The organism is Arthrobacter sp. TmtSoilC79 (assembly GCF_059739405.1).
In genome coordinates this window covers 2,342,852-2,365,417 of sequence record NZ_AP046051.1, presented here as the reverse complement: position 1 = coordinate 2,365,417, position 22,566 = coordinate 2,342,852, and the positions used below count along the sequence as shown (strand labels likewise).

At 62.2% G+C, this 22,566-nt stretch carries 17 protein-coding genes; 12 read left to right on the top strand and 5 right to left on the bottom strand.

Translation table 11 applies throughout. The features are described 5' to 3' along the window. The first annotated feature begins 19 nt into the window (after positions 1 to 19). The 3 genes from AC6JA3_RS10955 to rpsA all read left to right on the top strand — a co-directional run bounded on the left by AC6JA3_RS10955 (position 20) and on the right by rpsA (position 4,058). Positions 20 to 1,336 carry a GNAT family N-acetyltransferase gene (locus tag AC6JA3_RS10955; RefSeq protein WP_347783390.1) on the top strand — a complete coding sequence of 439 codons (1,317 nt, stop codon included), beginning with the start codon at positions 20 to 22 and terminating at the stop codon, positions 1,334 to 1,336. Between the two features lie 62 nt (positions 1,337 to 1,398). Continuing rightward, complete coding sequence (locus AC6JA3_RS10950; protein ID WP_347783389.1) at positions 1,399 to 2,376, top strand: polysaccharide deacetylase family protein; 978 nt, start codon at positions 1,399 to 1,401, stop codon at positions 2,374 to 2,376. A 200-nt stretch (positions 2,377 to 2,576) separates the two neighbouring features. Further along, positions 2,577 to 4,058: a 30S ribosomal protein S1 gene (rpsA, locus tag AC6JA3_RS10945; RefSeq protein ID WP_026540604.1), complete on the top strand. Its 1,482-nt coding sequence runs from the start codon at positions 2,577 to 2,579 to the stop codon at positions 4,056 to 4,058. 92 nt (positions 4,059 to 4,150) lie between these two features. Here the strand turns inward: rpsA and AC6JA3_RS10940 are convergent, their stop codons facing one another. Next, positions 4,151 to 4,840: an IMPACT family protein gene (locus AC6JA3_RS10940; protein ID WP_223943108.1), complete on the bottom strand. Its 690-nt coding sequence runs from the start codon at positions 4,838 to 4,840 to the stop codon at positions 4,151 to 4,153. A gap of 22 nt (positions 4,841 to 4,862) precedes the next feature. On the opposite strand from AC6JA3_RS10940, the gene coaE reads away from it, so the two are divergent. The 4 genes from coaE to AC6JA3_RS10920 all read left to right on the top strand — a co-directional run bounded on the left by coaE (position 4,863) and on the right by AC6JA3_RS10920 (position 10,794). Beyond that, positions 4,863 to 6,101: a dephospho-CoA kinase gene (coaE, locus tag AC6JA3_RS10935; protein WP_223943109.1), complete on the top strand. Its 1,239-nt coding sequence runs from the start codon at positions 4,863 to 4,865 to the stop codon at positions 6,099 to 6,101. Between the two features lie 29 nt (positions 6,102 to 6,130). Beyond that, positions 6,131 to 8,230 (top strand): excinuclease ABC subunit UvrB, encoded by a 2,100-nt coding sequence (gene uvrB, locus AC6JA3_RS10930; RefSeq protein ID WP_026540607.1) that lies wholly within the window; start codon positions 6,131 to 6,133, stop codon positions 8,228 to 8,230. 168 nt (positions 8,231 to 8,398) lie between these two features. Further along, a complete protein-coding gene (locus AC6JA3_RS10925; RefSeq protein ID WP_026546762.1) occupies positions 8,399 to 9,427 on the top strand; it encodes a TerC family protein in 1,029 nt (342 codons plus the stop codon). Positions 9,428 to 9,456: 29 nt separating this feature from the next. Then, positions 9,457 to 10,794 carry an MFS transporter gene (locus tag AC6JA3_RS10920; RefSeq protein WP_347783388.1) on the top strand — a complete coding sequence of 446 codons (1,338 nt, stop codon included), beginning with the start codon at positions 9,457 to 9,459 and terminating at the stop codon, positions 10,792 to 10,794. Here AC6JA3_RS10920 and AC6JA3_RS10915 read toward each other — a convergent pair. Genes AC6JA3_RS10915 through AC6JA3_RS10900 form a run of 4 tightly spaced genes read right to left on the bottom strand, consistent with a single transcriptional unit; the run spans position 10,791 to position 16,618 of the window. Next, positions 10,791 to 12,101, bottom strand: a complete 1,311-nt coding sequence (locus tag AC6JA3_RS10915; protein WP_347783657.1) for an alpha/beta fold hydrolase — start codon at positions 12,099 to 12,101, stop codon at positions 10,791 to 10,793. The two genes, AC6JA3_RS10920 and AC6JA3_RS10915, sit on opposite strands and share 4 nt — an antisense overlap. Positions 12,102 to 12,141: 40 nt before the next feature. Next, entirely contained in the window at positions 12,142 to 12,654 is a 513-nt protein-coding gene (locus tag AC6JA3_RS10910) for a GNAT family N-acetyltransferase (protein ID WP_026546765.1), read from the bottom strand. Between the two features lie 48 nt (positions 12,655 to 12,702). Beyond that, complete coding sequence (locus AC6JA3_RS10905) at positions 12,703 to 14,073, bottom strand: CoA transferase (protein WP_347783387.1); 1,371 nt, start codon at positions 14,071 to 14,073, stop codon at positions 12,703 to 12,705. Between the two features lie 10 nt (positions 14,074 to 14,083). Beyond that, positions 14,084 to 16,618 (bottom strand): DEAD/DEAH box helicase, encoded by a 2,535-nt coding sequence (locus AC6JA3_RS10900; protein ID WP_347783386.1) that lies wholly within the window; start codon positions 16,616 to 16,618, stop codon positions 14,084 to 14,086. A 70-nt stretch (positions 16,619 to 16,688) separates the two neighbouring features. Here AC6JA3_RS10900 and AC6JA3_RS10895 point away from each other — a divergent pair, with 70 nt between their 5' ends. From AC6JA3_RS10895 to AC6JA3_RS10875, 5 genes are all read left to right on the top strand, one after another. Then, the gene (locus AC6JA3_RS10895) at positions 16,689 to 17,468 is read left to right on the top strand and encodes a trans-aconitate 2-methyltransferase (protein ID WP_347783385.1); all 780 of its coding nucleotides are present in this window, start codon (positions 16,689 to 16,691) and stop codon (positions 17,466 to 17,468) included. A gap of 211 nt (positions 17,469 to 17,679) precedes the next feature. Continuing rightward, complete coding sequence (locus AC6JA3_RS10890) at positions 17,680 to 18,060, top strand: GntR family transcriptional regulator (RefSeq protein ID WP_026540615.1); 381 nt, start codon at positions 17,680 to 17,682, stop codon at positions 18,058 to 18,060. 65 nt (positions 18,061 to 18,125) lie between these two features. Continuing rightward, positions 18,126 to 21,053 (top strand): excinuclease ABC subunit UvrA, encoded by a 2,928-nt coding sequence (uvrA, locus tag AC6JA3_RS10885; RefSeq protein WP_026546769.1) that lies wholly within the window; start codon positions 18,126 to 18,128, stop codon positions 21,051 to 21,053. Positions 21,054 to 21,121: 68 nt separating this feature from the next. Then, positions 21,122 to 21,838 (top strand): HAD hydrolase-like protein, encoded by a 717-nt coding sequence (locus tag AC6JA3_RS10880; protein ID WP_497920127.1) that lies wholly within the window; start codon positions 21,122 to 21,124, stop codon positions 21,836 to 21,838. Beyond that, complete coding sequence (locus tag AC6JA3_RS10875; RefSeq protein WP_026546771.1) at positions 21,825 to 22,493, top strand: lysophospholipid acyltransferase family protein; 669 nt, start codon at positions 21,825 to 21,827, stop codon at positions 22,491 to 22,493. Before AC6JA3_RS10880 ends, AC6JA3_RS10875 begins: the two co-directional genes overlap by 14 nt. Positions 22,494 to 22,566: the final 73 nt, after the last annotated feature.

Genomic DNA, 22,566 nt, shown 5'->3' with positions numbered 1-22,566 from the left:
TCTGGCTAGGCTCGGGAACGTGGCCGATCCCAATGAACCAAACCCGCAAAAGTACTCTGTCCGCCGTTTCCCTGCTGTTGCAGACAAAGAAGACTCCGATGCCTACAGCCGTTGTGCCACTTGGGTGCAGGCTGTATCTCATGGATTCCACCAACAAAAGCGCGATGACGAGTACATCGCCAGGACCCTCAGCGCCTACAGTGCCGATCAGCGCGAGCTGACGGGCGTCTACATCAACGGCAGTGTCCCTGAGCATTCGCTGGGCGCCGACGTTCCGGTGGCGACGTACGCCACCATGCGCAAAGCGTTGAACGTTGGCTTTGGCCGGCAGCTCGAAGCCAACCTGGTCACCGCCGTGACGGTCCGTGGCACGCACCGGCGAAATGGCATACTTCGCGGCATGATCACTGCCGACCTCGAAAGCGCCAAGGACGACGGCCTGGCCATTGCGGCACTGACGGCTTCGGAAGGAACCATTTATGGTCGCTTCGGTTTCGGCGTGGCTACCTTTGAACGCAGTATCAAGGTAGACACCGGCCCACGCTTCAGGTTGAAGGGTGAGCCGGTGGGAAATGTTGAAGCCGCCGATCCTTCCGTGCTACTGGAGTTGGCACCCCGCGTATTCGACCGGCTCCAGCGGCTTTCGCCTGGCTCGGTGGACCGTCAGGAGTACTACCGACTGCTCGCGTCAGGTTCCATCGGTCAAGACGGCAAGCCTGACACCAGCGTCCGCTGTGCTCTTCACTATGACCTCACCGGGGCGTTGGACGGCTACGTTTCCTACCGCTTCAAGGGGTGGGACCACAAGCCGTACGCCATGGAAATCGTGGATTTCGTTGCCGCCACCCAGGCCGCCTACCTCGATTTGTGGCGCTTCATGGGCAGCATCGACCTCATTGAAGAAGTCGTGTGGGCTGAGGCGCCTGTGGACGATCCCCTGGTGTGGGCCCTTGAGGACCCAAGGTGCGTGGATGCCTCCGATGTCCGCGACATGCTGTGGCTCCGGATCCTGGACATCGGGGCAGCCCTGCAAGCCCGGCACTACCCCTCAGCGGGACGCCTGGTGCTGGAGGTGGAGGACTCCCTGTCCCTGGCCGGCGGCACTTGGGTTCTGGAGTCCGACGGCGGTGCTGCCGCCGTCGTTTCTGAAGCCGCGGGAGAGGCGGCCGACTTGAGCATGGACATTTCCGATCTTGCCTCCATCTATCTTGGTGCAGTGTCGCCGGTGACGTTGGCCGCGGCGGGACGCATCCGGGAGAAGTCGGCGGGTGCAGCGTTCCTCGCCCAGCAACTGTTCGCGGTGGAACGTCCGGCTCACTGCCTGACTCATTTCTAGGCTCCACCACTAATGCGCAACACCTGACCACACGCGATTCCATACTGAAATTAAGGACATCCATGGGGGATTCCAAGCGGCGGCCTGTGGCCGGCCGGCGATCAGTGCTGCTTGGAATGGCGGGCCTCGCGTCCGCTGCCCTGGCTGCCTGCTCGTCGGTTGAACGACCAAAAAATGCGGCAGCGCCTTCAGTGTCGCCTCTGGTGGCGCCGTCCGTGGCGCCTCTGGTGGCGCCGCCGACAGGCCCGGCGACGCCACCGCCGTCGATCGCTGCCAGATCCAGCGAACAGGCCGCTGCTGCCCTTGCGCCTGCGGCCAAGGCCACAGCAACCGTGCTTCCGGACAAACAGCAGATCATGGCCGAATTCGCCGGGCGGCGGCCCAAAGAATGGGGTCTGCAAGTCACGGGAGTGGTGAACGATTCCGCCTCGAAGCACGTGGCGCTGACCTTCGACGCATGCGGTGGCCCGGGAGGCACTGGATGCGACCACGCGCTGCTGAAGACGCTGCGCCGGCTCCATGTCCCGGCCACGCTCTTCATCAACAGCCGCTGGCTCCAGGCCAACCCGTCACTCGCCGCCGAACTGGCCGCGGAACCGTTGTTCGAACTGGCCAATCACGGAACGCTGCACCAACCGTTGTCGGTCACCGGAAGGGCCGCCTACGGGATCGCCGGCACTGCCAACACCGCTGCCGCCTACGATGAACTGATGGGAAACCAGGCGTTGATGCAGGAACTGATCGGTACTCCGCCCGGCTTCTTCCGTCCCGGAACGGCTTTCTACGACGACGTCGCTGTGGAGATGACCAGAAGGCTGGGGCTGCTGCCGGTCAACTTCACCATCAACGGCGATGGTGGCGCGACTTATCCTGCATCGACCGTGGCCGGCGAGTTAGGGCGGGCAAGGGCCGGCGACATCGTCATATCGCACTTCAACAGGCCCGCGGCGGGCACGGCTGAAGGCTATGGCCGGGCCTTGCCGGGAATGCTGGACAGGGGAGTCACGTTTGCACGGCTGGGAGATGTCCTGACCTTGTGAGACTCCTTTTGACCCTGCTTTGCCAATGCGACTAGAATAAACGGGCGTGTACTACGTGCATGCATCCATTTTGTATTAAATCCATTTTGTATTAATCCACAAATCAGGATGACCCGGCGCTTTGCCGTGTTCTGCCGTCCGGAACCGGACGGCAGCGGTTTGCCTGACCGACTCACTATCCACAACGGAGCCCCTACTACATGACCATCACCTCCACCGAGAAGCCCGGTACCCCCGTAGTCGCCATTAACGACATCGGTACCGCTGAGGACTTCCTCGCAGCTGTCGACGCCACCATCAAGTACTTCAACGACGGTGACCTCGTCGAAGGTACCGTCGTCAAGGTCGACCGCGACGAAGTTCTGCTCGACATCGGTTACAAGACCGAAGGTGTCATCCCTTCCCGCGAGCTTTCCATCAAGCACGATGTTGATCCCGGTGACGTCGTCGCCGTTGGCGATCAGGTCGAAGCTTTGGTTCTCACCAAGGAAGACAAAGAAGGCCGTCTGATCCTCTCCAAGAAGCGTGCTCAGTACGAGCGCGCCTGGGGCGACATCGAGAAGGTCAAGGAAGAAGACGGCGTCGTTACCGGTACCGTCATCGAGGTTGTCAAGGGTGGCCTCATCCTGGACATCGGCCTGCGTGGCTTCCTGCCCGCATCCCTCGTCGAAATGCGCCGCGTCCGCGACCTCGCTCCGTACATCGGTCAGCAGATCGAAGCCAAGATCATCGAGCTGGACAAGAACCGCAACAACGTTGTGCTCTCCCGCCGTGCATGGCTCGAGCAGACCCAGTCCGAGGTTCGCTCCACGTTCCTCAACAAGCTGGAAAAGGGCCAGGTTCGTCCGGGCGTTGTTTCCTCCATCGTCAACTTCGGTGCCTTCGTGGACCTGGGCGGCGTAGACGGCCTCGTCCACGTTTCCGAGCTGTCCTGGAAGCACATCGACCACCCGTCCGAGGTTGTCGAGGTTGGCCAGGAAGTCACCGTCGAGGTCCTCGAAGTGGATCTGGACCGCGAGCGTGTCTCCCTGTCGCTCAAGGCTACGCAGGAAGATCCGTGGCAGACCTTCGCCCGCACCCACGCCCTCGGCCAGGTTGTTCCGGGTAAGGTCACCAAGCTGGTTCCGTTCGGTGCGTTCGTTCGCGTCGAAGACGGCATCGAAGGCCTCGTGCACATCTCCGAGCTGGCTGTCCGCCACGTTGAGCTCGCCGAGCAGGTTGTCTCCGTTGGCGACGAACTGTTCGTCAAGGTCATCGACATCGACCTCGAGCGTCGCCGCATCTCCCTCTCCCTCAAGCAGGCTAACGAGGGCGTTGACGCTGACAGCACCGAGTTCGATCCCGCTCTGTACGGCATGGCCGCTGAGTACGACGAAGAGGGCAACTACAAGTACCCCGAGGGCTTCGACCCCGAGTCGAACGAATGGCTCGAAGGCTACGAGACCCAGCGCGCAGCTTGGGAGCAGCAGTACGCTGACGCCCAGACCCGTTGGGAAGCCCACAAGAAGCAGGTTGCCCAGCACGCTGCTGACGACGCTGCTGCTGCAACGTCCGGTGAGAGCGATTCCGGCACCACGAGCTACTCCTCGGAGCCGGCTGCTGCTGAGTCCAACACCGGCGGCGGTACCCTGGCGTCCGACGAAGCACTCGCTGCACTGCGTGAGAAGCTGACCGGCAACTAATTCCGCCTCCCTCACGGGATGTGCTGAATAGCCAAAGAAGGACCCCTGCCTCCGGGCAGGGGTCCTTCTGTCTTAGGCCGCAAACAGATTGATCAGCGCGGTACGTCGATCCATTCCGTGCCGAGGGGTTTGAGTTCTGCCCGGCCGGCGGTCAGGGACGCCAGCTTGGAACGGGCGTCGGAGATGGTTGCCGCATCATCTGCCAGGGCAACGTTGAGGGTTGTGTGCCGGGGTCCATAGGACGAACCGGCCATGACATACCCGGAACTGCGAAGTTCGTTTTCCAGCCGACCGGCCTCTTCATGGAGAACGTCGACGGCGCACAAACGCAGCCTTTGGCGCCGAACCAGCGGAGCCGGATCCAGCGCAGCAGAGACCGATTCAGAATATGCGCGGACCAAGCCGCCGGCGCCCAGCAGGATACCCCCGAAATAACGCACGACGACGACACTTACGTCGCTGAGGTCCGTCACCCCTGGCGCTGTCTCACGCTTGATGAGAGCCTCCAACATGGGGATGCCCGCAGTGCCGGAGGGTTCGCCGTCGTCGTTGGAACGCTGGACCTCCCGATCCGGGCCAATGACGAACGCGGAGCAATGGTGCCGCGCATCATGGAATTCGCGCCTCAGATCGGCCACAAGCGCGCGGGCAGTGCCTTCATCGGGGGATCGGCGGAGAACGGTAATGAACCGCGAACGACGGATCTCAAGCTCGTGGCGGAAATCCTCGCCGGCAGCCAGGGTTGTGTACGTTGTTGCCCGGCTCTGATCCTCAATTTCCACCGCTTCAGTCTAGTGTTGAGGGGTGTTGAAGATCGGACTGACGGGCGGCATTGCCTCGGGTAAATCATTGGTTGCTGCCAGGTTGCAGAAATTGGGTGCACTGCTCATTGATGCAGACCTCATCGCCAGGCAGGTGGTTGAACCCGGCACAGCCGGCTTGGACCGCATCACAGCTGCCTTCGGCTCTGACATTCTCGACGCCGAAGGCCGGCTCGACCGACCAAAGCTCGGGTCCGTCGTGTTCCAGGACCCGGCACAACGGGAGGTCCTAAACAGCATTGTCCATCCGTTGGTGCGGGAAAAAGCAGCAGCCATGATGGCCGGCGCCGGTCCCACCGACATCGTGGTGCAGGATATTCCGCTGCTTGTGGAGACTGGCCAAGGCAGCAACTTCCACTTGGTGGTGGTGGTGGACGCACCCGAAGAGGTGCGTCTGCAGCGCATGGTGGATTTCCGGGCAATGACCACCGAGGATGCACAGGCGCGCATGGCTGCCCAAGCTACCACTTCTGAACGTAACGCCGCCGCAGACGTTGTTTTGGCCAATGCCGGCGACCGCGAAGAACTGCTTGCCCAGGTTGACGCTTTGTGGACGGGCAGGTTGGTGCCCTTTGCCGAAAATCTGGGTCAGGGTCAACGGGCAGGACGGCATACCGGGCCAGTCCTGTCGCCAGCCAATCCGGACTGGACCCGCCAGGCCGGGGTACTCGCAGCCCGTATCGCAGCGGCCGCTCCTGCACGGATCCTGGCCGTGGACCATGTCGGTTCCACTTCCGTGCCCGGGCTTGCGGCCAAGGATGTGATTGACCTTCAGGTTGCTGTGGCTGACCTCGAAACAGCCGATGACATAGCGGCCCAGCTGGCGACGGCCGGCTTTCCGTCGGTGCCGGGAGTCAACCAGGACACTCCCAAGCCCGGAAACCCCGATCCCGCGGAGTGGCAGAAGCGTTTCCACGCCAACGCTGATCCGGGCCGGCCAGTAAACCTGCATGTACGGGTGGCCGGCTCAGCCGGATGGCGTTATGCCTTGCTTTTCCGCGACTGGCTGAGGTCCGAGCCCACCGCCCTGGCAATGTATGAGGCGCATAAACTCGAAATTGCGGAAGCACATGCGGGGGATGGGCACACTGAGGGCTATGCCGAGGCCAAGGAGCCGTGGTTCACCCAAGTGGCCTGGCCGCTCATGGATCAGTGGGCCGCCCGCACGGGGTGGCAGCCGCCGTCGTACCAGTCTTCTGCTGACGGCAAACGCGGACAGTAGCTGACCGGGACCGGGGGTAGATTTGATGTATGAGCCTTGCCCAGGAGATCAATCGTGTCGTCGCGCCGTTCGAAGTCATCAGCGAGTTCAAGCCTGCCGGCGATCAGCCTACTGCCATTGCAGAGCTGACTGAACGGATCAACAACGGGGAAAAGGACGTCGTCCTCCTCGGTGCCACTGGTACGGGTAAGAGCGCCACCACTGCGTGGCTGATCGAGCAGGTCCAGCGACCCACCCTGGTGATGGTTCAGAACAAGACCCTTGCCGCGCAGCTTGCCAACGAATTCCGTGAGCTTCTGCCCAACAATGCGGTGGAGTACTTCGTCTCGTACTACGACTACTACCAGCCAGAGGCATACGTAGCGCAGACAGATACCTTCATTGAGAAGGATTCCTCCATCAACGAGGAAGTCGAGCGGCTCCGGCACTCAGCCACCAACGCGTTGTTGACCCGCCGCGACGTCATTGTGGTGGCCACGGTCTCCTGCATTTACGGCTTGGGTACGCCGGAAGAGTACATTGCCGGCATGGTGACGCTCCGCAAGGGCGCGGAGATGAACCGCGACCACCTCCTGCGGAAGTTCGTCTCCATGCAGTACGCCCGCAACGACATGGACTTCCACCGGGGAACGTTCCGGGTCCGCGGCGACACCGTGGAGATCATTCCCATGTATGAGGAACTGGCCATCAGGATCGAATTCTTCGGTGATGAAATCGAGAACATCCAGACCCTCCACCCCCTCACCGGCGAAGTCCTCCGTGACGAAGAGGAAATGTACGTTTTCCCGGCGTCGCACTACGTTGCCGGTCCCGAGCGCATGGCCCGTGCCATCAAGCGCATTGAAGACGAACTGGCAGACCGCTTGAAGGTGCTGGAAAGCCAGAACAAATTGGTGGAGGCGCAGCGCCTGCGGATGCGGACCACCTACGATCTCGAAATGATGCAGCAGATGGGCTTCTGCAACGGCATCGAGAACTACTCCGTCCACATCGACGGGCGGAACCCCGGGACAGCACCGCACTGCCTGATTGACTACTTCCCGGACGATTTCCTGCTGGTAGTCGATGAATCGCATGTCACCATCCCGCAAATCGGCGCGATGTACGAAGGCGATATGTCCCGCAAGCGGAATCTCGTGGACTTTGGCTTCCGCCTACCGTCGGCGATGGACAACCGGCCGCTGAAGTGGGATGAGTTCCTGGAACGCATCGGCCAAACCGTCTACCTCTCGGCAACACCGGGTAAATACGAGCTGGGCAAGGCCGATGGCTACGTGCAGCAGATCATCCGCCCCACCGGCCTGATCGACCCCGAAGTGGTGGTCAAGCCCACCAAAGGCCAGATTGACGACCTCCTGGGCGAGATCAGGACGCGCACGGAAAAGAATGAGCGCGTCCTGGTGACCACCCTGACCAAGCGCATGGCCGAAGACCTCACCGACTACCTGGTGGGCCACGGCGTCAAGGTGGAGTACCTCCACTCCGATGTCGACACCCTCCGGCGCGTGGAGTTGCTCCGTGAACTGAGAATGGGTGTCTTTGATGTCCTGGTTGGTATCAACCTTCTCCGTGAAGGCCTGGACCTCCCTGAGGTTTCCCTCGTCAGTATCCTCGACGCCGACAAGGAAGGCTTCCTGCGGTCCTCCACGTCCCTGATCCAGACCATTGGCCGCGCAGCACGCAACGTCTCCGGCCAGGTCCACATGTACGCTGACCGGATTACCGACTCGATGGCCCATGCCATTGAGGAAACCAACAGGCGCCGTGCCATCCAGGTGCAATACAACACAGACCACGGCATTGATCCCCAGCCACTGCGCAAGAAGATCGCCGACATTACGGACCAGCTGGCCAAGGAAGACGCAGACACCCAGGAGCTGCTGAACAACAACCGGCTGGCCAAGGGCGGCAAACGCGGCAAGTCCGCTGCCAAGGGTGCTGCCACTGTTCGACAGGACGGCCTGGCCGCGGCTCCCGCGGAGGACCTGGTGGGACTTATTGAGCAACTGACAGAACAAATGCACGGGGCGGCAGCTGAATTGCAGTTCGAAGTGGCGGCCCGCATCCGTGACGAAGTCAAGGAGTTGAAGCGCGAATTACGCCAGATGCAGTCCGCAGGGCACGCCTAAGGTAAAGTTGTGGTCACGTAGGGGAGTATCCCAAGCGCTATGTCCGTCAGCACGCAAGGCACAGATGCCTCGCCGGACCTAGCGGGCCGCCAATTTCTGCATTCACCGCACCCTGGCAGGCCGGAGAGACTTACACCGCTTTCCCGTACCCTGCGAAAGGCACCTTTAATGCAGCTTCCCGTCTGGTTTGAGATCGGCTCCTTTGTCGTTCTCGGAATCATTTTGCTGATTGACCTCCTGTTGGTCGTCAAGCGTCCCCACGAACCTTCCATGAAGGAAGCCGGCCTGTGGGTCGGCTTCTACGTCGGCCTGGCCCTGCTGTTCGCCGTGGCCATGTTCTTCTTTGCCGGCCCGGAGTACGGCGGACAATTCGTCGCCGGCTGGGTCACTGAGTACAGCCTGAGCATCGACAACCTCTTTGTCTTCATCATCATCATGGCCCGCTTCTCGGTGCCCCGTAAGTACCAGCAGGAAGTGCTGATGGTTGGCATCATCATCGCCCTGATCCTTCGCGGTATCTTCATCGCCCTCGGCGCTGTGGTCATCGAACAGTTCAGCTGGGTCTTCTACATCTTTGGCGCTTTCCTTCTGTGGACCGCCTGGAAGCAAGCCAAGGATTCCGGCGAAGACGAAGAAGAGGGCGCTGAGAACCCCCTGATCGCCCGCCTTCGCAAGGTCCTTCCGATGTCCGACAAGTTCGACGGCGGCAAGTTGCGCACCGTGGTTGACGGCAAGAAGGTCTTCACCCCCATGCTGATCGTCTTCGTGACCATCGGCCTGACTGACCTCCTGTTCGCAGTGGACTCCATCCCCGCGATCTTCGGCCTGACCCAGAGCGCATTTATCGTCTTCACAGCGAACATCTTCGCGCTCATGGGCCTCCGCCAGCTGTACTTCCTCCTCGGTGGACTCATGACACGCCTGGTCTACCTGAAGCACGCCCTGTCCGTGATCCTGGCCTTCATCGGCGTCAAGCTGGTCCTGCACGCCATGCACGTCAACGAGCTTCCGTTCATCAACGGTGGCCACCACATCGAGTGGGCTCCCGAGATTCCCACCTACGTCTCTCTGGCGGTCATTGTGGGCACCATCATCGTGGCCGTTGTGGCCAGCCTCCTGAGCCCACAGGCACGGCAGGCCAAGTTGGATGCCCGGCTGGAAGAGGATGCCAAAAAGAGCATGAGCGAGGCAGACTAACTCTCCCCGGAAAGTTGTAGTCTCGTGAAGTGACTACCACTTCAACTACGGCGCTGGACCCACAAAGGGTCCAGCGCCGTACTGTTTTCCTGCTCAGTTCTGCACAGCTTCTTAGTGGGGTCGGCAACGGAGCCACGCTTTCCATCGGTTCCCTGCTGGCAGTTGACCTGTCAGGTTCAGAAGCGTGGGCGGGTTCCATCACCACAGTGCTGACGTTGGCTGCTGCGATCGCGGCCTTGCCCCTTGCGCGGCTGGCGGAAACCCGCGGACGCCGCACAGGCCTGGTGACCGGATTGATGGCAGCGATGATGGGGGCGCTGCTGATCATTGCTTCCGTGGTGGCCCAGTCCTTCTTGTTGCTTCTGCTGGGTGCAGCGTTCCTGGGCCTCGGCACGGCCGCGAACCTGCAGGCGAGATTCGCCGCCGTCGACCTCGCTGAACCCGAGCACCGTGGGCGGTCGCTGTCCACTGTGGTCTGGGCGATCACCATCGGCGCTGTCGCCGGGCCCAACCTGATCCAGCCCGGGGCAGTGGTTGGGGCGGCCCTTGGCCTGCCGCCGATTGCCGGTCCGTTCCTGTTTTCAGCCGCCGGCCTGCTCCTGGCTTCCATCTTGCTGTTCGTGGGACTGCGCCCTGATCCGCTGTTGTTGTCCCGGAAGCTGGCAGCCGGCAACACCGGAACGGGAGGTCCTGCCGTGAGGGGTACCATCCGTTCGGGCCTGCGGGCCGTGCGGCAATCTCCGTTGGCAATGCTGTCTTTGGCGGCCGTAGTGGCGGCGCACGGGGTCATGGTGGCCGTCATGTCCATGACACCGCTGCATCTTCAGCAGCTGGTGGGCGGTTCCCACGCGGGCCACCATGGCGGAGCAACCGGGAGCGCCGATGCCTTGGTGGTCATCGGGCTCACGATTTCGCTCCACATCGCGGGGATGTTCGCCCTCTCGCCCCTGTGGGGCTGGCTGACCGACAAAGCCGGCCGCCTGCAGACCATCGCCATGGGCCATGGTTTGCTGCTGGTTGCTGTGTTCATTGCCGGGTTTGGCCAGGACGAGCCCGGACTCGTCACTGCCGGGCTGGTCCTGCTTGGCCTGGGCTGGTCTGCGGCAACCATCGCGGGTTCAACATTGCTGGCTGAAAGCGTGGCTCCCGATTCCCGCGTGACCGTCCAGGGTGTCTCGGACACCCTCATGGGTGGCGCCGGTGCAATCGGCGGCGCCACCTCCGGTCTACTGCTCGCGTGGATCGGCTACCAGGGGTTGAACCTTGCCTCCAGCATCCTGGCGGCACTGGTGCTTGCCTTGACGCTGGTTATGACCGCACGGAAGACACCGGCTTCAGCCGGGCCGGACATTCAGCCGTCGGCCTAGCGGACAGCCCGGACCATCCCCAGGAGACGGGCAAAGATTCCCTCGCCGTCTTCGCCGATGCCGTCGTGATGGAAGTCCGCGGTAACCCACGGTTGGAGTCCGCGGACTGCAGCTGCCGTTTCAAGCGACAGATCGTGGTCGACGTAAATATCATCCTTGTACACAGCGGCCGCCACGGGCACAGTGTTTGCAGCCAGCCGCTCGGGGTCGTACAAGGGCTTCCAGTCCATCTTGGCGGCCAACTGTTCGGCCACTTCCCGCAGCGGCACCAAGGCAGGATCCTGGTCGAAATACCACGGGTAGACCATTTCACCGGTGAGCAACGGCTCAGTGGCGTCGGGCTTGAAGCCCGGATGGTCCTCCAGCACCCGCCACGCGGCCCAGTTGGTGGCCTGGCCCTGCGCGTAGATGGACTCATGCAGTACGGCGTAGAGCGGATTGGCGGCGCGGCTGACGAGGCCGCGCACTTGTTCAAGGAATGCTTCGGACAGGCGTGGCCCGGACGGAGTGTCTATGAAGGCGTCCTCCAGGAGGTAGTGGAGGGCATCCACGCGGGTGTTGCCGCCGAGGAATGACCCGACCATCTGGAACCGGGCGGCCGTGAGCTTTTCGCCGCTGGCGAGGAACTCGTCCTGGCTGTCCAGGTGCCGGGCGATCCGGGTGACCATGTCCCGGTCTTCCGGGTACCAGGAGAAGTACTCGGCATTGCGCGCAGCAACACGGCCGAACGTGGCGTGGTACACCCGGTCCGCAGGACCGTGCAGGGGAGCCAGGCCGCCCGTGATGAGGACCTCGCGAAGCCCCTCCGGAGCGAAAGACAAATAGGTCAGCGCGCAGAATCCACCAAAACTCTGGCCCAGTACTGACCACGGGCCGGAGCCCAGTACGCCCCTGATCAGTTCGCAGTCAGCGATGATCGAATCGGCGCGGAAGTGCGTCAAATATTCGGCTTGCGCCGCGGCGTCGCCACGGAGTTCAAGTGACTTGTGTTCGACGGGCGTGGACAATCCCGTGCCCCGTTGGTCGAGCATCAGGATCCGGAAGTCCTTCGCGGCCGCCTTCATCCAGCCCGACAACGAGGTGACCCTGTTGCCACGGCCGCCCGGACCTCCTTGAAGAAACAGCAACCACGGCAATTTTTCGGCTTCCGCAGCCGTGTGCCCGGTGGATGAGTACTCCCTGGCAAAGACTGTGATGGTCTCGCCCGCGTTGGCCGGTTCCCCGGGTACGTGCACCAGGGGAACAGTGAAGTAATGCTCGGTGGTCCGCAGGCCACGGAACTCATGACGGGCGGAAACCCTGTGCATCCCGACAGCCTGCCCGTGCGCCTGCCTGACGTCGATCTGCTCAGCCACGGGCAAGTGCCCCGTCGGCCTGGCCGGTTTTCGTGCCGAAGGCCTCGAGTGCCTCCCCGGTCAGTCGGAAGGTGGACCATTCATCCATCGGGAAAGCGCCCAGGTTCTTGTAGAAGTTAATGGAGGGTTCGTTCCAGTCAAGGACACTCCATTCCACGCGGGCATAGCCACGTTCGACGGCGGTGGCCGCCAGATACTGCAGCAATGCCTTGCCGTGGCCCTCGCCACGGGCGTCGGGAACCACGTAGAGGTCTTCGAGGTAGATGCCGTGAACGCCTTCCCAGGTGGAATAGTTCAGGAACCAGAGGGCGAAGCCCTGGACTGTACCGGCGCTGTTTTCTGCGATGGTGGCAAAAACGCGGGGGTTCTCGCCGAAGAGTACTTCGGTGAGCATGGCCGGGGTGTTCTTAACGGCGTCCGGTTCCTTCTCGTAGATCGCAAGGTCATGGATCATCCGGAGGATGGCAGGGACGTCGTCAACAGTGGCTGGGCGGATTTCACTCATGGCTTTGAGCTTACTAGGGGAGCCCTGCCGGCCGCTGCAAGGTTTCAGCTACTGCCAGGCCAGCGCCGAAGTTCCGTACTGCACCGGAGTTCTCCTGTACTGAAGTGGCACGCCGTCAACGGTCAAGGGCGGTCCTGCAAAGTGCAGCGGACCATAGGGGCTTTCCGCCACGTGCAGGTCAGGGACGGCAAGTGAACGGGCAGGGATTTCGGAGCCGGGCGGCGGCAGACGGAAGAGTTCCTCCGCGGTGCGGGCCAGGGAAAGATGCGCAGCTCCTCCCAATCCGGTGCGGAGGCGTTCCGACAGAAGAGCCAGCACAGCGGCGACGATTCCATATCCCGTCGCGTGATCCAGCGCTTGGACAGGCAGCGCTCCTGGCCTCCACCCGCCGTCGTCGCTTCCGGACTGCTCCGCGATCCCGCAGGCGGCCTGGACCAGACTGTCGAAGCCCCGCCGCCCGCTCCACGGTCCCGTGGTGCCCCAGGCGCTCAATGTCACTGCCACGAGATCGGGCTTGGCCGCCAGCATCCCCTCAGGGCTGAAACCGGACCCATCCAGCCCGCCCTGGCGGTAGCCGGTCACCACGACGTCGGCGGTGGCGAGCAAGCCGCGGACCCGCTCCAGGACCGCTGGATCTTTGAGGTCAGCTACGGCGCTGCGCTTATCAAAGCCGGAGTCAACAAAGGCATCCGTGAGCTCAGGAAGGTGGGGCGGATCGATCCGCAGGACATCGGCACCCAGGGCGCCCAGCAAACGGGTGGCCGTGGGGCCGGCTATAACACGCGTCAGGTCAAGCACTCTGAGTCCGGCCAGAGGCCGGGTTGCTTGCTTTGAGGGAATCCACGACGACGGCCGTGGACTTTCGCCCGACGCCGATGGACGGCTGAACCGGATCCAAGGACCGAAGCTTGCCGCCGGGTGCATGGCCGTGGCTTTCCACTCTGCCCTTGAGCGGACGGCTGCAGCCACACCTTCCGCCGAGGTGACAGCCTCCTCTGCCTCCAGGGCCGACATGGAAAGCAGGACCCTGTCCAGGTCATCAGGCGTAGCGGCCCTCAGTGCCTTCATCAAACGCTCCGCGTGATGGGGGTAGTTGGCGTGCAGGCGGATCCAGCCGTCCCCGGTGGGCCGGAATCCGGACATCGGGACAAATCCCTGCGCCTTCCGGCCCGAGATCCGAAGGTACCCCAATGAATCAAACGAAGCGGCCGTCAGCTTTGCTGACATCGAGTACCGGCCGGGGGAACCCGTCAATGATTCCAGCGCCGCGGCTGCGGCCTGGACCGACCCCATAGCCAGCCCTTCGACGTCCAGGCTGCCGCCCCACCATCGGCGCGGACCGGGGACGGCAGCAGGTTCTGCCGCGCTGAAGGATTCCAGGTGCCGAAGGCTGGCGGTCAGGTCCGGAACAGGTTCCACGGCGGCAAACCTACAGCCTGTTGACGTTTGTCACCCGGACCACTGCGGTACCGGTCTCGTCAGAAGCCGCCAAGTCCACCTCGGCGGAGATTCCCCAATCATGGTTCCCGGCGGGATCGCCGAAGATTTGCCGGACCTTCCAGGTGCCCGGTTCTTCGGTGATGATGAGCAGTCCTGGTCCACGGGCGTCCGGGCCAGTGCCAATGTCGTCGTGTTCGTCGAAGTAGTCATCAAGGGCCTCTTCCCAGCGCCCGGCTTCCCAACCTGCGTCACCGTCGAGTTCCCCCAACGCCGCGGAGTCCTCGTCCGCGAAAAGCTCAACCCTTCGGAACATTTCGTTCCGGACCATCACCCGGAAGGCACGGATGTTGGAGGTCAGGAGCGGCGGCGGTGGCGGGGGAGCGTCATGGGGTGTGGGGGCGAGCCCCGAGGTCAGCTCTTCCCACTCATCCAGCAGGCTGGAATCGACCTGGCGGACCAGTTCGCCCAGCCAGGCAATCAGGTCTTCCAGGTCATCACGCAGCAAATCCTGGGGAACCGTCTGGCGCAGTGCGCGGAACCCGTCCGCCAGGTAACGCAGGACGATACCCTCCGAGCGGGCCAAGCCATAGAACTGCACGAACTCACCAAAGTTCATGGCACGTTCATACATGTCCCGGATGATCGATTTCGGAGCCAGTTCGAAGTCGCCAACCCACGGGGCAGCTTTGCGGTAGACCTCAAAGGCCTCGCCCAGAATCTCCGCCAAGGGCATGGGGTAGGTGACTTCATCGAGCATGGCCATCCGCTGGTCGTACTCAATTCCGTCGGCTTTCATCGCTGCAACCGCCTCGCCGCGCGCCTTCTTCTGCTGCGCTGAAAGGATCTGGCGGGGCTTTTCCAGCGTTGACTCGATGACGGATACCACGTCCAGCGCGTAGGACGGCGACTCGGGATCCAGCAACTCCAAGGCGGCCAAGGCGAAGGGGGAGAGCGGCTGATTCAGGGCGAAATTCGCCTGGAGGTGCACCGTGAGGCGCACGGAACGGCCCTCGGCTTCCTGCTCCTCCTCCGGGATACGTTCAACCACTCCCGCGGCCAGCAGCTCACGGTAAATGCCCAGGGCCTTCTTCATGAGCTTGAGCTGGGCCGGACGGCTCTCGTGGTTCTCGCTGAGCAATCGGCGGGTTGCCTGGAACGGATCACCAGGGCGTTCCATGAGGTTCAGGAGCATCGCATGCGTCACCGTGAAACTGGAGGTCAGTGGCTCGGGAACGGATTCCACCAGCCGCTTGAACGTAGGCTCGCCCCAGGAAACGAATCCCTCCGGAGGCTTCTTCTTCACCACCTGGCGCAATTTCTTCTGGTCATCACCAAACTTTGCCGTCGCCTTGGCCATGGCCTTCGTGTTTTCCACCACATGCTCAGGAGCCTGCACCACCACTGTTCCGGCGGTGTCGTATCCGGCACGTCCGGCCCGTCCGGCAATCTGGTGGAACTCACGTGAGTTAAGCGACCTGGTGCGTACGCCGTCGTACTTGCTCAAAGCAGTCAACAGCACTGTCCGGATGGGCACGTTGATGCCCACTCCCAAGGTGTCCGTACCGCAAATGACTTTCAGCAGCCCGGCCTGGGCCAGTTGTTCCACCAAGCGCCGGTATTTGGGGAGCATGCCTGCGTGGTGCACCCCGATGCCGTGGCGGACCAGCCTGTTGAGGGTCTTTCCGAAGCCTGCGGCGAACCGGAAACCAGCAATGAGCTCAGCAATCCGGTCCTTTTCAGCACGGCTGCACATGTTGATGCTCATAAGGTTCTGGGCCCGCTCAATGGCCTCGGCCTGGCTGAAATGAACCACGTACACCGGGACCTGTTTAGTGGACAGCAGTTCTTCCAGGCTCTCGTGGACCGGTGTCAGGTGGTAGTAGTAGTGCAGCGGAATGGGTCGTTCCGCAGAGCTCACCGTGGTGGTGGGCCGGCCGGTCAGCTCCGTCAGGCCGGTTTCGAAACGCGTGACGTCGCCCAGTGTCGCGGACATCAAGAGGAATTGCGCCTGGGGGAGTTCCAGCAAGGGAACCTGCCATGCCCAGCCGCGCTGCGGGTCCGAGTAAAAGTGGAACTCGTCCATCACCACCGAGCCAAGCTCCGCCATTGAGCCTTCACGCAGGGCGATGTTGGCGAGGATTTCAGCGGTGCAGCAGATGATGGGGGCGTCTTGGTTGACACCGGAATCACCGGTAATCATCCCCACGTTTTCCGCACCAAAAATGTCACAGAGGGCGAAGAACTTCTCGGACACCAGCGCCTTGATCGGGGCCGTGTAGTAGCTCCGCTGGCCCCGTGCCATTGCTTCGAAATGCGCTGCAATGGCAACCAGCGACTTTCCCGAACCAGTGGGGGTGGCCAGGATGACGTTCGCTCCGGAGGCAAGCTCCATGATCGCTTCGTCCTGGGCGGGGTACAGCTCCAGGCCGCGGCTCCCGGTCCACTCCACGAACCGTGTGTAGATTTCGTCCGGGTCCAGGGGACCGTCTGCGCTGGAACCGGGAAGCTGCTCAAGAAGTTTCATTGGTTTCCAGCTTAGTGCCCGGACGGTTTAGGCTCGCCCCAGCAGAGGTGGCAGATGCGAGGAGGCTTTGATGAAGTGGGATCCGTCCAAGTATGTGGAGTTTGGAAACCATCGGGACCGTCCGTTCCACGACCTCGTCGCGAGGGTCCAGTCCTCTGCGCCGCAGAGGGTGGTGGACCTGGGCTGCGGGCCTGGGAACCTGACGGCCACGCTCACCGAACGCTGGCCGGACGCCCATGTTGTGGGCGTCGACTCTTCGGCGGAGATGCTCGGCAAAGCGCGCCAACTGAGGCAACGGTTCAACAACCTGGAATTCATGCAGGGCGACATCGCCCAGTGGCAACCCGAAGCTGATACGGATGTGGTTGTCACCAATGCAGCCTTGCAGTGGGTGCCGGGCCATATGGACATGCTGGCCGGCTGGCTGGATGCGTTGAAGCCAGGGGCATGGTTTGCCTTGCAGGTTCCGGGAAATTTCACGTCCCCCTCCCACACGTTGATGCGGCAACTGGCTGAAACACCCCGGTGGGCAGACAAGCTCGGCGGAGTCCTCCGGCATGAGGGCGCCGTAGGCAGCCCTGCGGACTACTTGGAAAGAATGCTCGACGCCGGATGCTCGGCTGACGCCTGGGAGACCACCTACCAGCAAGTGCTGCCCGGCGCAGACCCGGTCTTGGAGTGGGTCCGCGGGACCGGGCTCCGGCCCGTGCTGGCGGCATTATCCGGCGAAGAAGCCGCCGTCTTCGAGACGGAGTACGCCGCGATGCTGCGCGAGGCCTATCCAGCCACACGCCACGGAACCGTCTATCCGTTCCGGCGCATTTTTGCCGTGGCACGGAAGAACCCGTGATGGCGTTGCACGCCCCGCGCCGGAAGGGTGCGATCTTCCCGGGCCACTGCCTGGGCAGCCTGCCACGGCGCGGATACGGTTGCAGCTTTAGTCATGGCTTACGTCATGGCTTGTCCAGTGTCGTCGTCGCTGGTCTAATTCTCGGCATGGACCAAGGACGCTTCGAAGAACAGATGCCCCGCCTCCTTCCGGCACCCGGGCGGAGCTCCTCGTGACTCCCTCAGGCGAATTTCCCGGCAGCTGGCGCCCCAACACCACCAGCGCCGTCGCCCTCTTTGAACAGTTGCGGCTGCGGATCATTGAACTTGCAGACTCGGGTGTCCTTGCGGTGGGGGCCAAGCTGCCACCTGTGCGCAACCTGGCCGGTGTGCTGGATGTCGCGCCGCACACCGTGGCGCGGGCCTATAAAGAACTCGAGGCCGCGGGCGTCGTGGCAACCCGGGGCCGTAACGGCACGGTGGTCTGCGCCCGGGACGATCGCTGGGGAGCCCTGGCCGAGGTAGCGGGGCAGTACGCCGCTGCTGCCAAAGCCCAGGGCGCTTCGTTCGCCGAGGCCGTCCAGCTTTTAGCCGCAGCATACGACGCTGATTGATACCGATCAGTAGCATGTGAGGCACGACATGGAAATTCGAAGAAGTTTTCGATTAGCATTGGTGAGTGCCCAAAGCCTTAGCTGAAGATACCGCCATCGAATCCGCCAACAGCGTTCCCGTCGTTCCTGATACCAAACCCGCGAGGCCCGACCTTTCGCGGCTCGTGGTCAAGGGTGCCCGGGAACACAATCTGCGCAACGTGGACCTCGACCTTCCCCGTGATGCCATGATCGTCTTCACAGGGCTCTCAGGCTCCGGGAAGTCCTCACTGGCCTTTGACACCATCTTTGCCGAAGGGCAGCGACGCTACGTCGAATCACTCTCGGCGTACGCCCGCCAGTTCCTTGGCCAGGTTGACAAGCCTGATGTCGACTTCATCGAAGGCCTGTCGCCTGCGGTCTCCATCGACCAGAAGTCCACCAGCAAGAACCCGCGCTCCACGGTGGGCACCATCACGGAGATCTATGACTACATGCGGTTGCTCTGGGCCCGCGTGGGCCGCCCTCACTGCCCTGTTTGCGGGGAACCCATCGCACGGCAGACGCCCCAGCAGATCGTGGACCAGCTCCTGGAGCTTGAGACGGGCACGCGCTTCCAGGTCCTCGCTCCCGTGGTCCGTGGACGCAAGGGCGAGTTCGTTGATCTCTTCAAGGAGTTGACCGCCAAGGGGTATTCGCGTGCCCGCGTGGACGGCGACCTCGTTCAATTGAGCGATCCACCCAAGCTGGGCAAGCAGTTCAAGCACACCATTGAGGTGGTGGTTGACCGCCTGGTGGTCAAGGACGACATCAGCCAGCGTCTCACTGACTCCGTGGAAACCGCTCTTGGCCTGGCTGAAGGCCGCGTCCTTGTTGAATTCGTGGATCTCGAGGCCGGGGATCCCGGCCGCATTCGCGCTTTCTCCGAAAATCTGGCGTGCCCCAACGAGCACCCTTTGGCGATCGACGAGATCGAGCCGCGCTCCTTCTCCTTCAACAACCCCTTCGGTGCTTGCTCGGCGTGCAGCGGCATAGGCACCAAGCTGGAGGTGGACGAGGAACTCATCGTCCCCAACCCTGAGCTGTCCTTGGGTGAGGGCGCCATTGCCCCATGGTCCCTTGGCACGGCAACTACCGAATACTGGAACCGGCTGCTTGAGGGCTTGGCCCACGAGCTCGGATTCTCCATGAAGACTCCTTGGGAAAAGCTGTCCAAGGAAGTCCGGAACACCGTATTGCACGGCAAGGACCACAAAGTTGTTGTCCAGTACAAGAACCGCTTTGGCCGTGAGCGCAAATACAGCACGGGCTTTGAGGGTGCAATTCAGTACGTCCACCGCAAGCACGGCGAAACCGATTCCGATTGGGCCCGTGACCGGTACGAAGAGTACATGCGCCAGATCCCCTGCCCTGAGTGCAACGGTGCGCGCTTGAACCCGGCGTCCTTGTCAGTGCTGATCAATGGCAAGTCCATTGCCGCAGTTGCGGCTTTGCCCATGCGGGAGTGCGCTGAGTTCCTGGGCAGCTTGACCCTCACCAACAGGGAAGCACAGATCGCCAACCAGGTGCTGAAGGAGATCCAGGCCCGCCTGACCTTCCTCCTGGATGTGGGACTGGAATACCTCAACCTCGAACGTCCCTCGGGAACCTTGTCCGGTGGAGAGGCCCAGCGCATCCGGCTGGCAACACAGATCGGCTCAGGCCTGGTGGGTGTCCTCTATGTTCTTGACGAGCCCTCCATCGGCCTTCACCAGCGCGACAACCGACGACTCATCGAGACACTCACCCGTCTCCGGGACCTCGGCAACACCCTCATTGTGGTGGAGCACGACGAAGACACCATCCACGAGGCTGACTGGGTGGTGGACATTGGACCGGGTGCCGGTGAGCACGGCGGCCAGGTGGTGCATTCGGGCACCTACAAGGAACTGCTGGAGAACACCGATTCCCTCACGGGTGATTACCTTTCGGGGCGTCGGAAGATCGATGTTCCCGCCAAGCGCCGAAAGTACGACAAAAAGCGGGAGCTGAAAGTTGTTGGTGCCCGTGAGAACAACCTCGACAACGTTGATGCCACGTTCCCGCTGGGGCTCTTTACAGCGGTAACCGGCGTCAGCGGCTCCGGCAAGTCCACGCTGGTCAACGAGATCCTCTACAAGGTCCTCGCCAACAAGCTCAACGGGGCCAAGCAAGTGGCCGGGCGGCACCGGACCGTGGCGGGACTGGAACATCTGGACAAGGTGGTCCACGTTGATCAAAGTCCCATTGGCCGCACGCCCCGTTCCAACCCGGCAACGTACACGGGGGTGTTTGACAACATCCGCAAGCTCTTCGCCGAGACCACCGAAGCCAAGGTGCGCGGGTATCAGCCCGGCCGCTTCTCGTTCAATGTCAAGGGCGGTCGCTGCGAGGCCTGTTCAGGCGACGGCACGTTGAAGATCGAGATGAACTTCCTTCCGGACGTCTACGTTCCTTGTGAGGTCTGCCATGGAGCCCGCTATAACCGGGAAACCCTTGAAGTCCATTACAAGGGCAAGACCATCGCCGATGTCCTCAATATGCCCATTGAGGAGGGTGCGGAGTTCTTCGCGGCCTTCACGCCGATTGCGCGCCATTTGAAGACCTTGGTGGACGTGGGACTGGGCTATGTGCGTTTGGGACAGCCGGCCACCACGCTTTCCGGTGGCGAGGCCCAGCGGGTGAAGCTTGCTGCTGAATTGCAGAAGCGCTCGAACGGTCGCAGCATCTATGTCCTTGACGAACCCACCACGGGTTTGCATTTTGAGGACATCAGGAAGCTGCTCATGGTGCTCCAGGGCCTGGTGGACAAAGGCAACACGGTGATTACCATCGAGCACAACCTGGACGTCATCAAGTCGGCCGACTGGATTGTGGACCTTGGGCCCAACGGTGGTTCCGGCGGCGGAAAGATTGTGGCCACTGGAACGCCCGAACAGGTTGCGAAATCCAAGGACAGCCACACGGCGACATTCCTGGCCGAAATTCTCGGTTAGCCGCCAGAAGTATTCCGGTAGCGGCATGCGAGTTTCAGGCATGCCGCTACTCGTGAGAAACTAACCCGGTGACTCAAACAACGGTGCCCGTAATATTCGATCTGGACGGCACCCTTGTCGATCCCGCAGGCGGTATCACGGGAGGAATCTCTGCGGCCCTCCGTGAAATGGACCTTCCTGTTCCGGAGCAGGCCGTGCTCAATTCCATGGTGGGTCCCAAGCTCAGCGACTCCTTGCTGCATTTGGCACACGTTCCCGAAGCGCTGGTCAACGAGACCATTGAGCGGTACCGGCGCCATTACAGGGAAACCGGTATTGGGCAGAGCAAGCTTTACCCCGGTATTTACGAACTCCTCCAATACTTCGCTGCGTCCGGCCGCGCTGTGGCCGTTGCTACGCAGAAGCCGCAGTCCATTGCCCGGCTTGTCCTCGAGCACCATCACATTGCCGATTTCTTCGTCTCCATCCGTGGGGCAGCGGACAACGAGTCCCTGGAAGCAAATACGGCATCGGGCAAAATCGAAATTGTTGGCGCAGCCTTGTCGGACCTGGACTCCCAACCTGCGGTGATGGTCGGCGACAGGCACCAGGACGTTGCAGGAGCCATGGCGAACGGCCTGGACTGCATCGGGGTTTCCTGGGGATTCGCTCCGGACGGAGAACTCGAAGAAGCCGGCGCCGTGGCTGTTGTGCACACCGCAGTTGAATTGCGGACCAAAATTGAAGAACTTGACGCTGTCCGTGCGACGGCCCTGAGCGAGGTACAAAACGATGGCAGTCTTTGATGCGATCCGGTGGACTACCCGTGGACTGATCTCCTCCACGTGCCGGCCTACTGTCATTGGGTTGGAAAACGTTCCCCAGGACGGTCCCTTTATTGTGGCTCCCAATCATCTGTCATTCCTTGACAGCGTTATTGTCCAGGCCCTGATGCCACGTCCGGTCGCTTTCTTTGCCAAGGCCGAGTACTTCACCACCAAAGGCGTCAAAGGCGCCGTCATGAAGTCATTCTTCGAGGCCGTGGGTTCCATTCCGGTTGAACGCGGCGAGCAAGCGGCCAGCGTGCAAGCGCTCAAGACACTGCTGGACATCCTGGAGTCGGGAAAGGGGATCGGAATTTACCCCGAGGGCACGCGGTCCCGGGACGGCATCCTCTACCGCGGCCGCACGGGCGTGGGGTGGCTTGCCCTGACCACCGGCGCTCCCGTTATCCCCGTGGGGCTAATCGGAACGGAAAAACTGCAACCGGCGGACAAGAACGCGGTGCGCCCGCAGCACTTCACCATGAAGGTGGGCGAGCCACTCTATTTTGATAAGACGGGTCCGGACCACTCGCTTCCGGCGCGACGTGAAGTAACCGACAAAATCATGGATGCCATCGCCCTGCTCAGCGGCCAGGACCGGTCTGCAAGCTACAACCAGAGCAAATCCGTCGACTAGCAGGAGCGCCCGCCGGGGGAGGCAGGAGCGCCCGCGACGGTGAAGTGGCCGTGGCTGTCCGTTCGGTTCACTA

What these genes read in the sequence shown, in the direction of transcription:
- AC6JA3_RS10950 (WP_347783389.1), top strand. Translation starts at nt 1,399, where the DNA reads ATGGGGGATTCCAAGCGGCGGCCTGTGGCCGGCCGGCGATCAGTGCTG.
- rpsA (WP_026540604.1), top strand. Translation starts at nt 2,577, where the DNA reads ATGACCATCACCTCCACCGAGAAGCCCGGTACCCCCGTAGTCGCCATT.
- uvrB (WP_026540607.1), top strand. Translation starts at nt 6,131, where the DNA reads ATGAGCCTTGCCCAGGAGATCAATCGTGTCGTCGCGCCGTTCGAAGTC.
- AC6JA3_RS10925 (WP_026546762.1), top strand. Translation starts at nt 8,399, where the DNA reads ATGCAGCTTCCCGTCTGGTTTGAGATCGGCTCCTTTGTCGTTCTCGGA.
- AC6JA3_RS10915 (WP_347783657.1), bottom strand. Translation starts at nt 12,101, where the DNA reads ATGCACAGGGTTTCCGCCCGTCATGAGTTCCGTGGCCTGCGGACCACC.
- AC6JA3_RS10910 (WP_026546765.1), bottom strand. Translation starts at nt 12,654, where the DNA reads ATGAGTGAAATCCGCCCAGCCACTGTTGACGACGTCCCTGCCATCCTC.
- AC6JA3_RS10900 (WP_347783386.1), bottom strand. Translation starts at nt 16,618, where the DNA reads ATGAAACTTCTTGAGCAGCTTCCCGGTTCCAGCGCAGACGGTCCCCTG.
- AC6JA3_RS10895 (WP_347783385.1), top strand. Translation starts at nt 16,689, where the DNA reads ATGAAGTGGGATCCGTCCAAGTATGTGGAGTTTGGAAACCATCGGGAC.
- AC6JA3_RS10875 (WP_026546771.1), top strand. Translation starts at nt 21,825, where the DNA reads ATGGCAGTCTTTGATGCGATCCGGTGGACTACCCGTGGACTGATCTCC.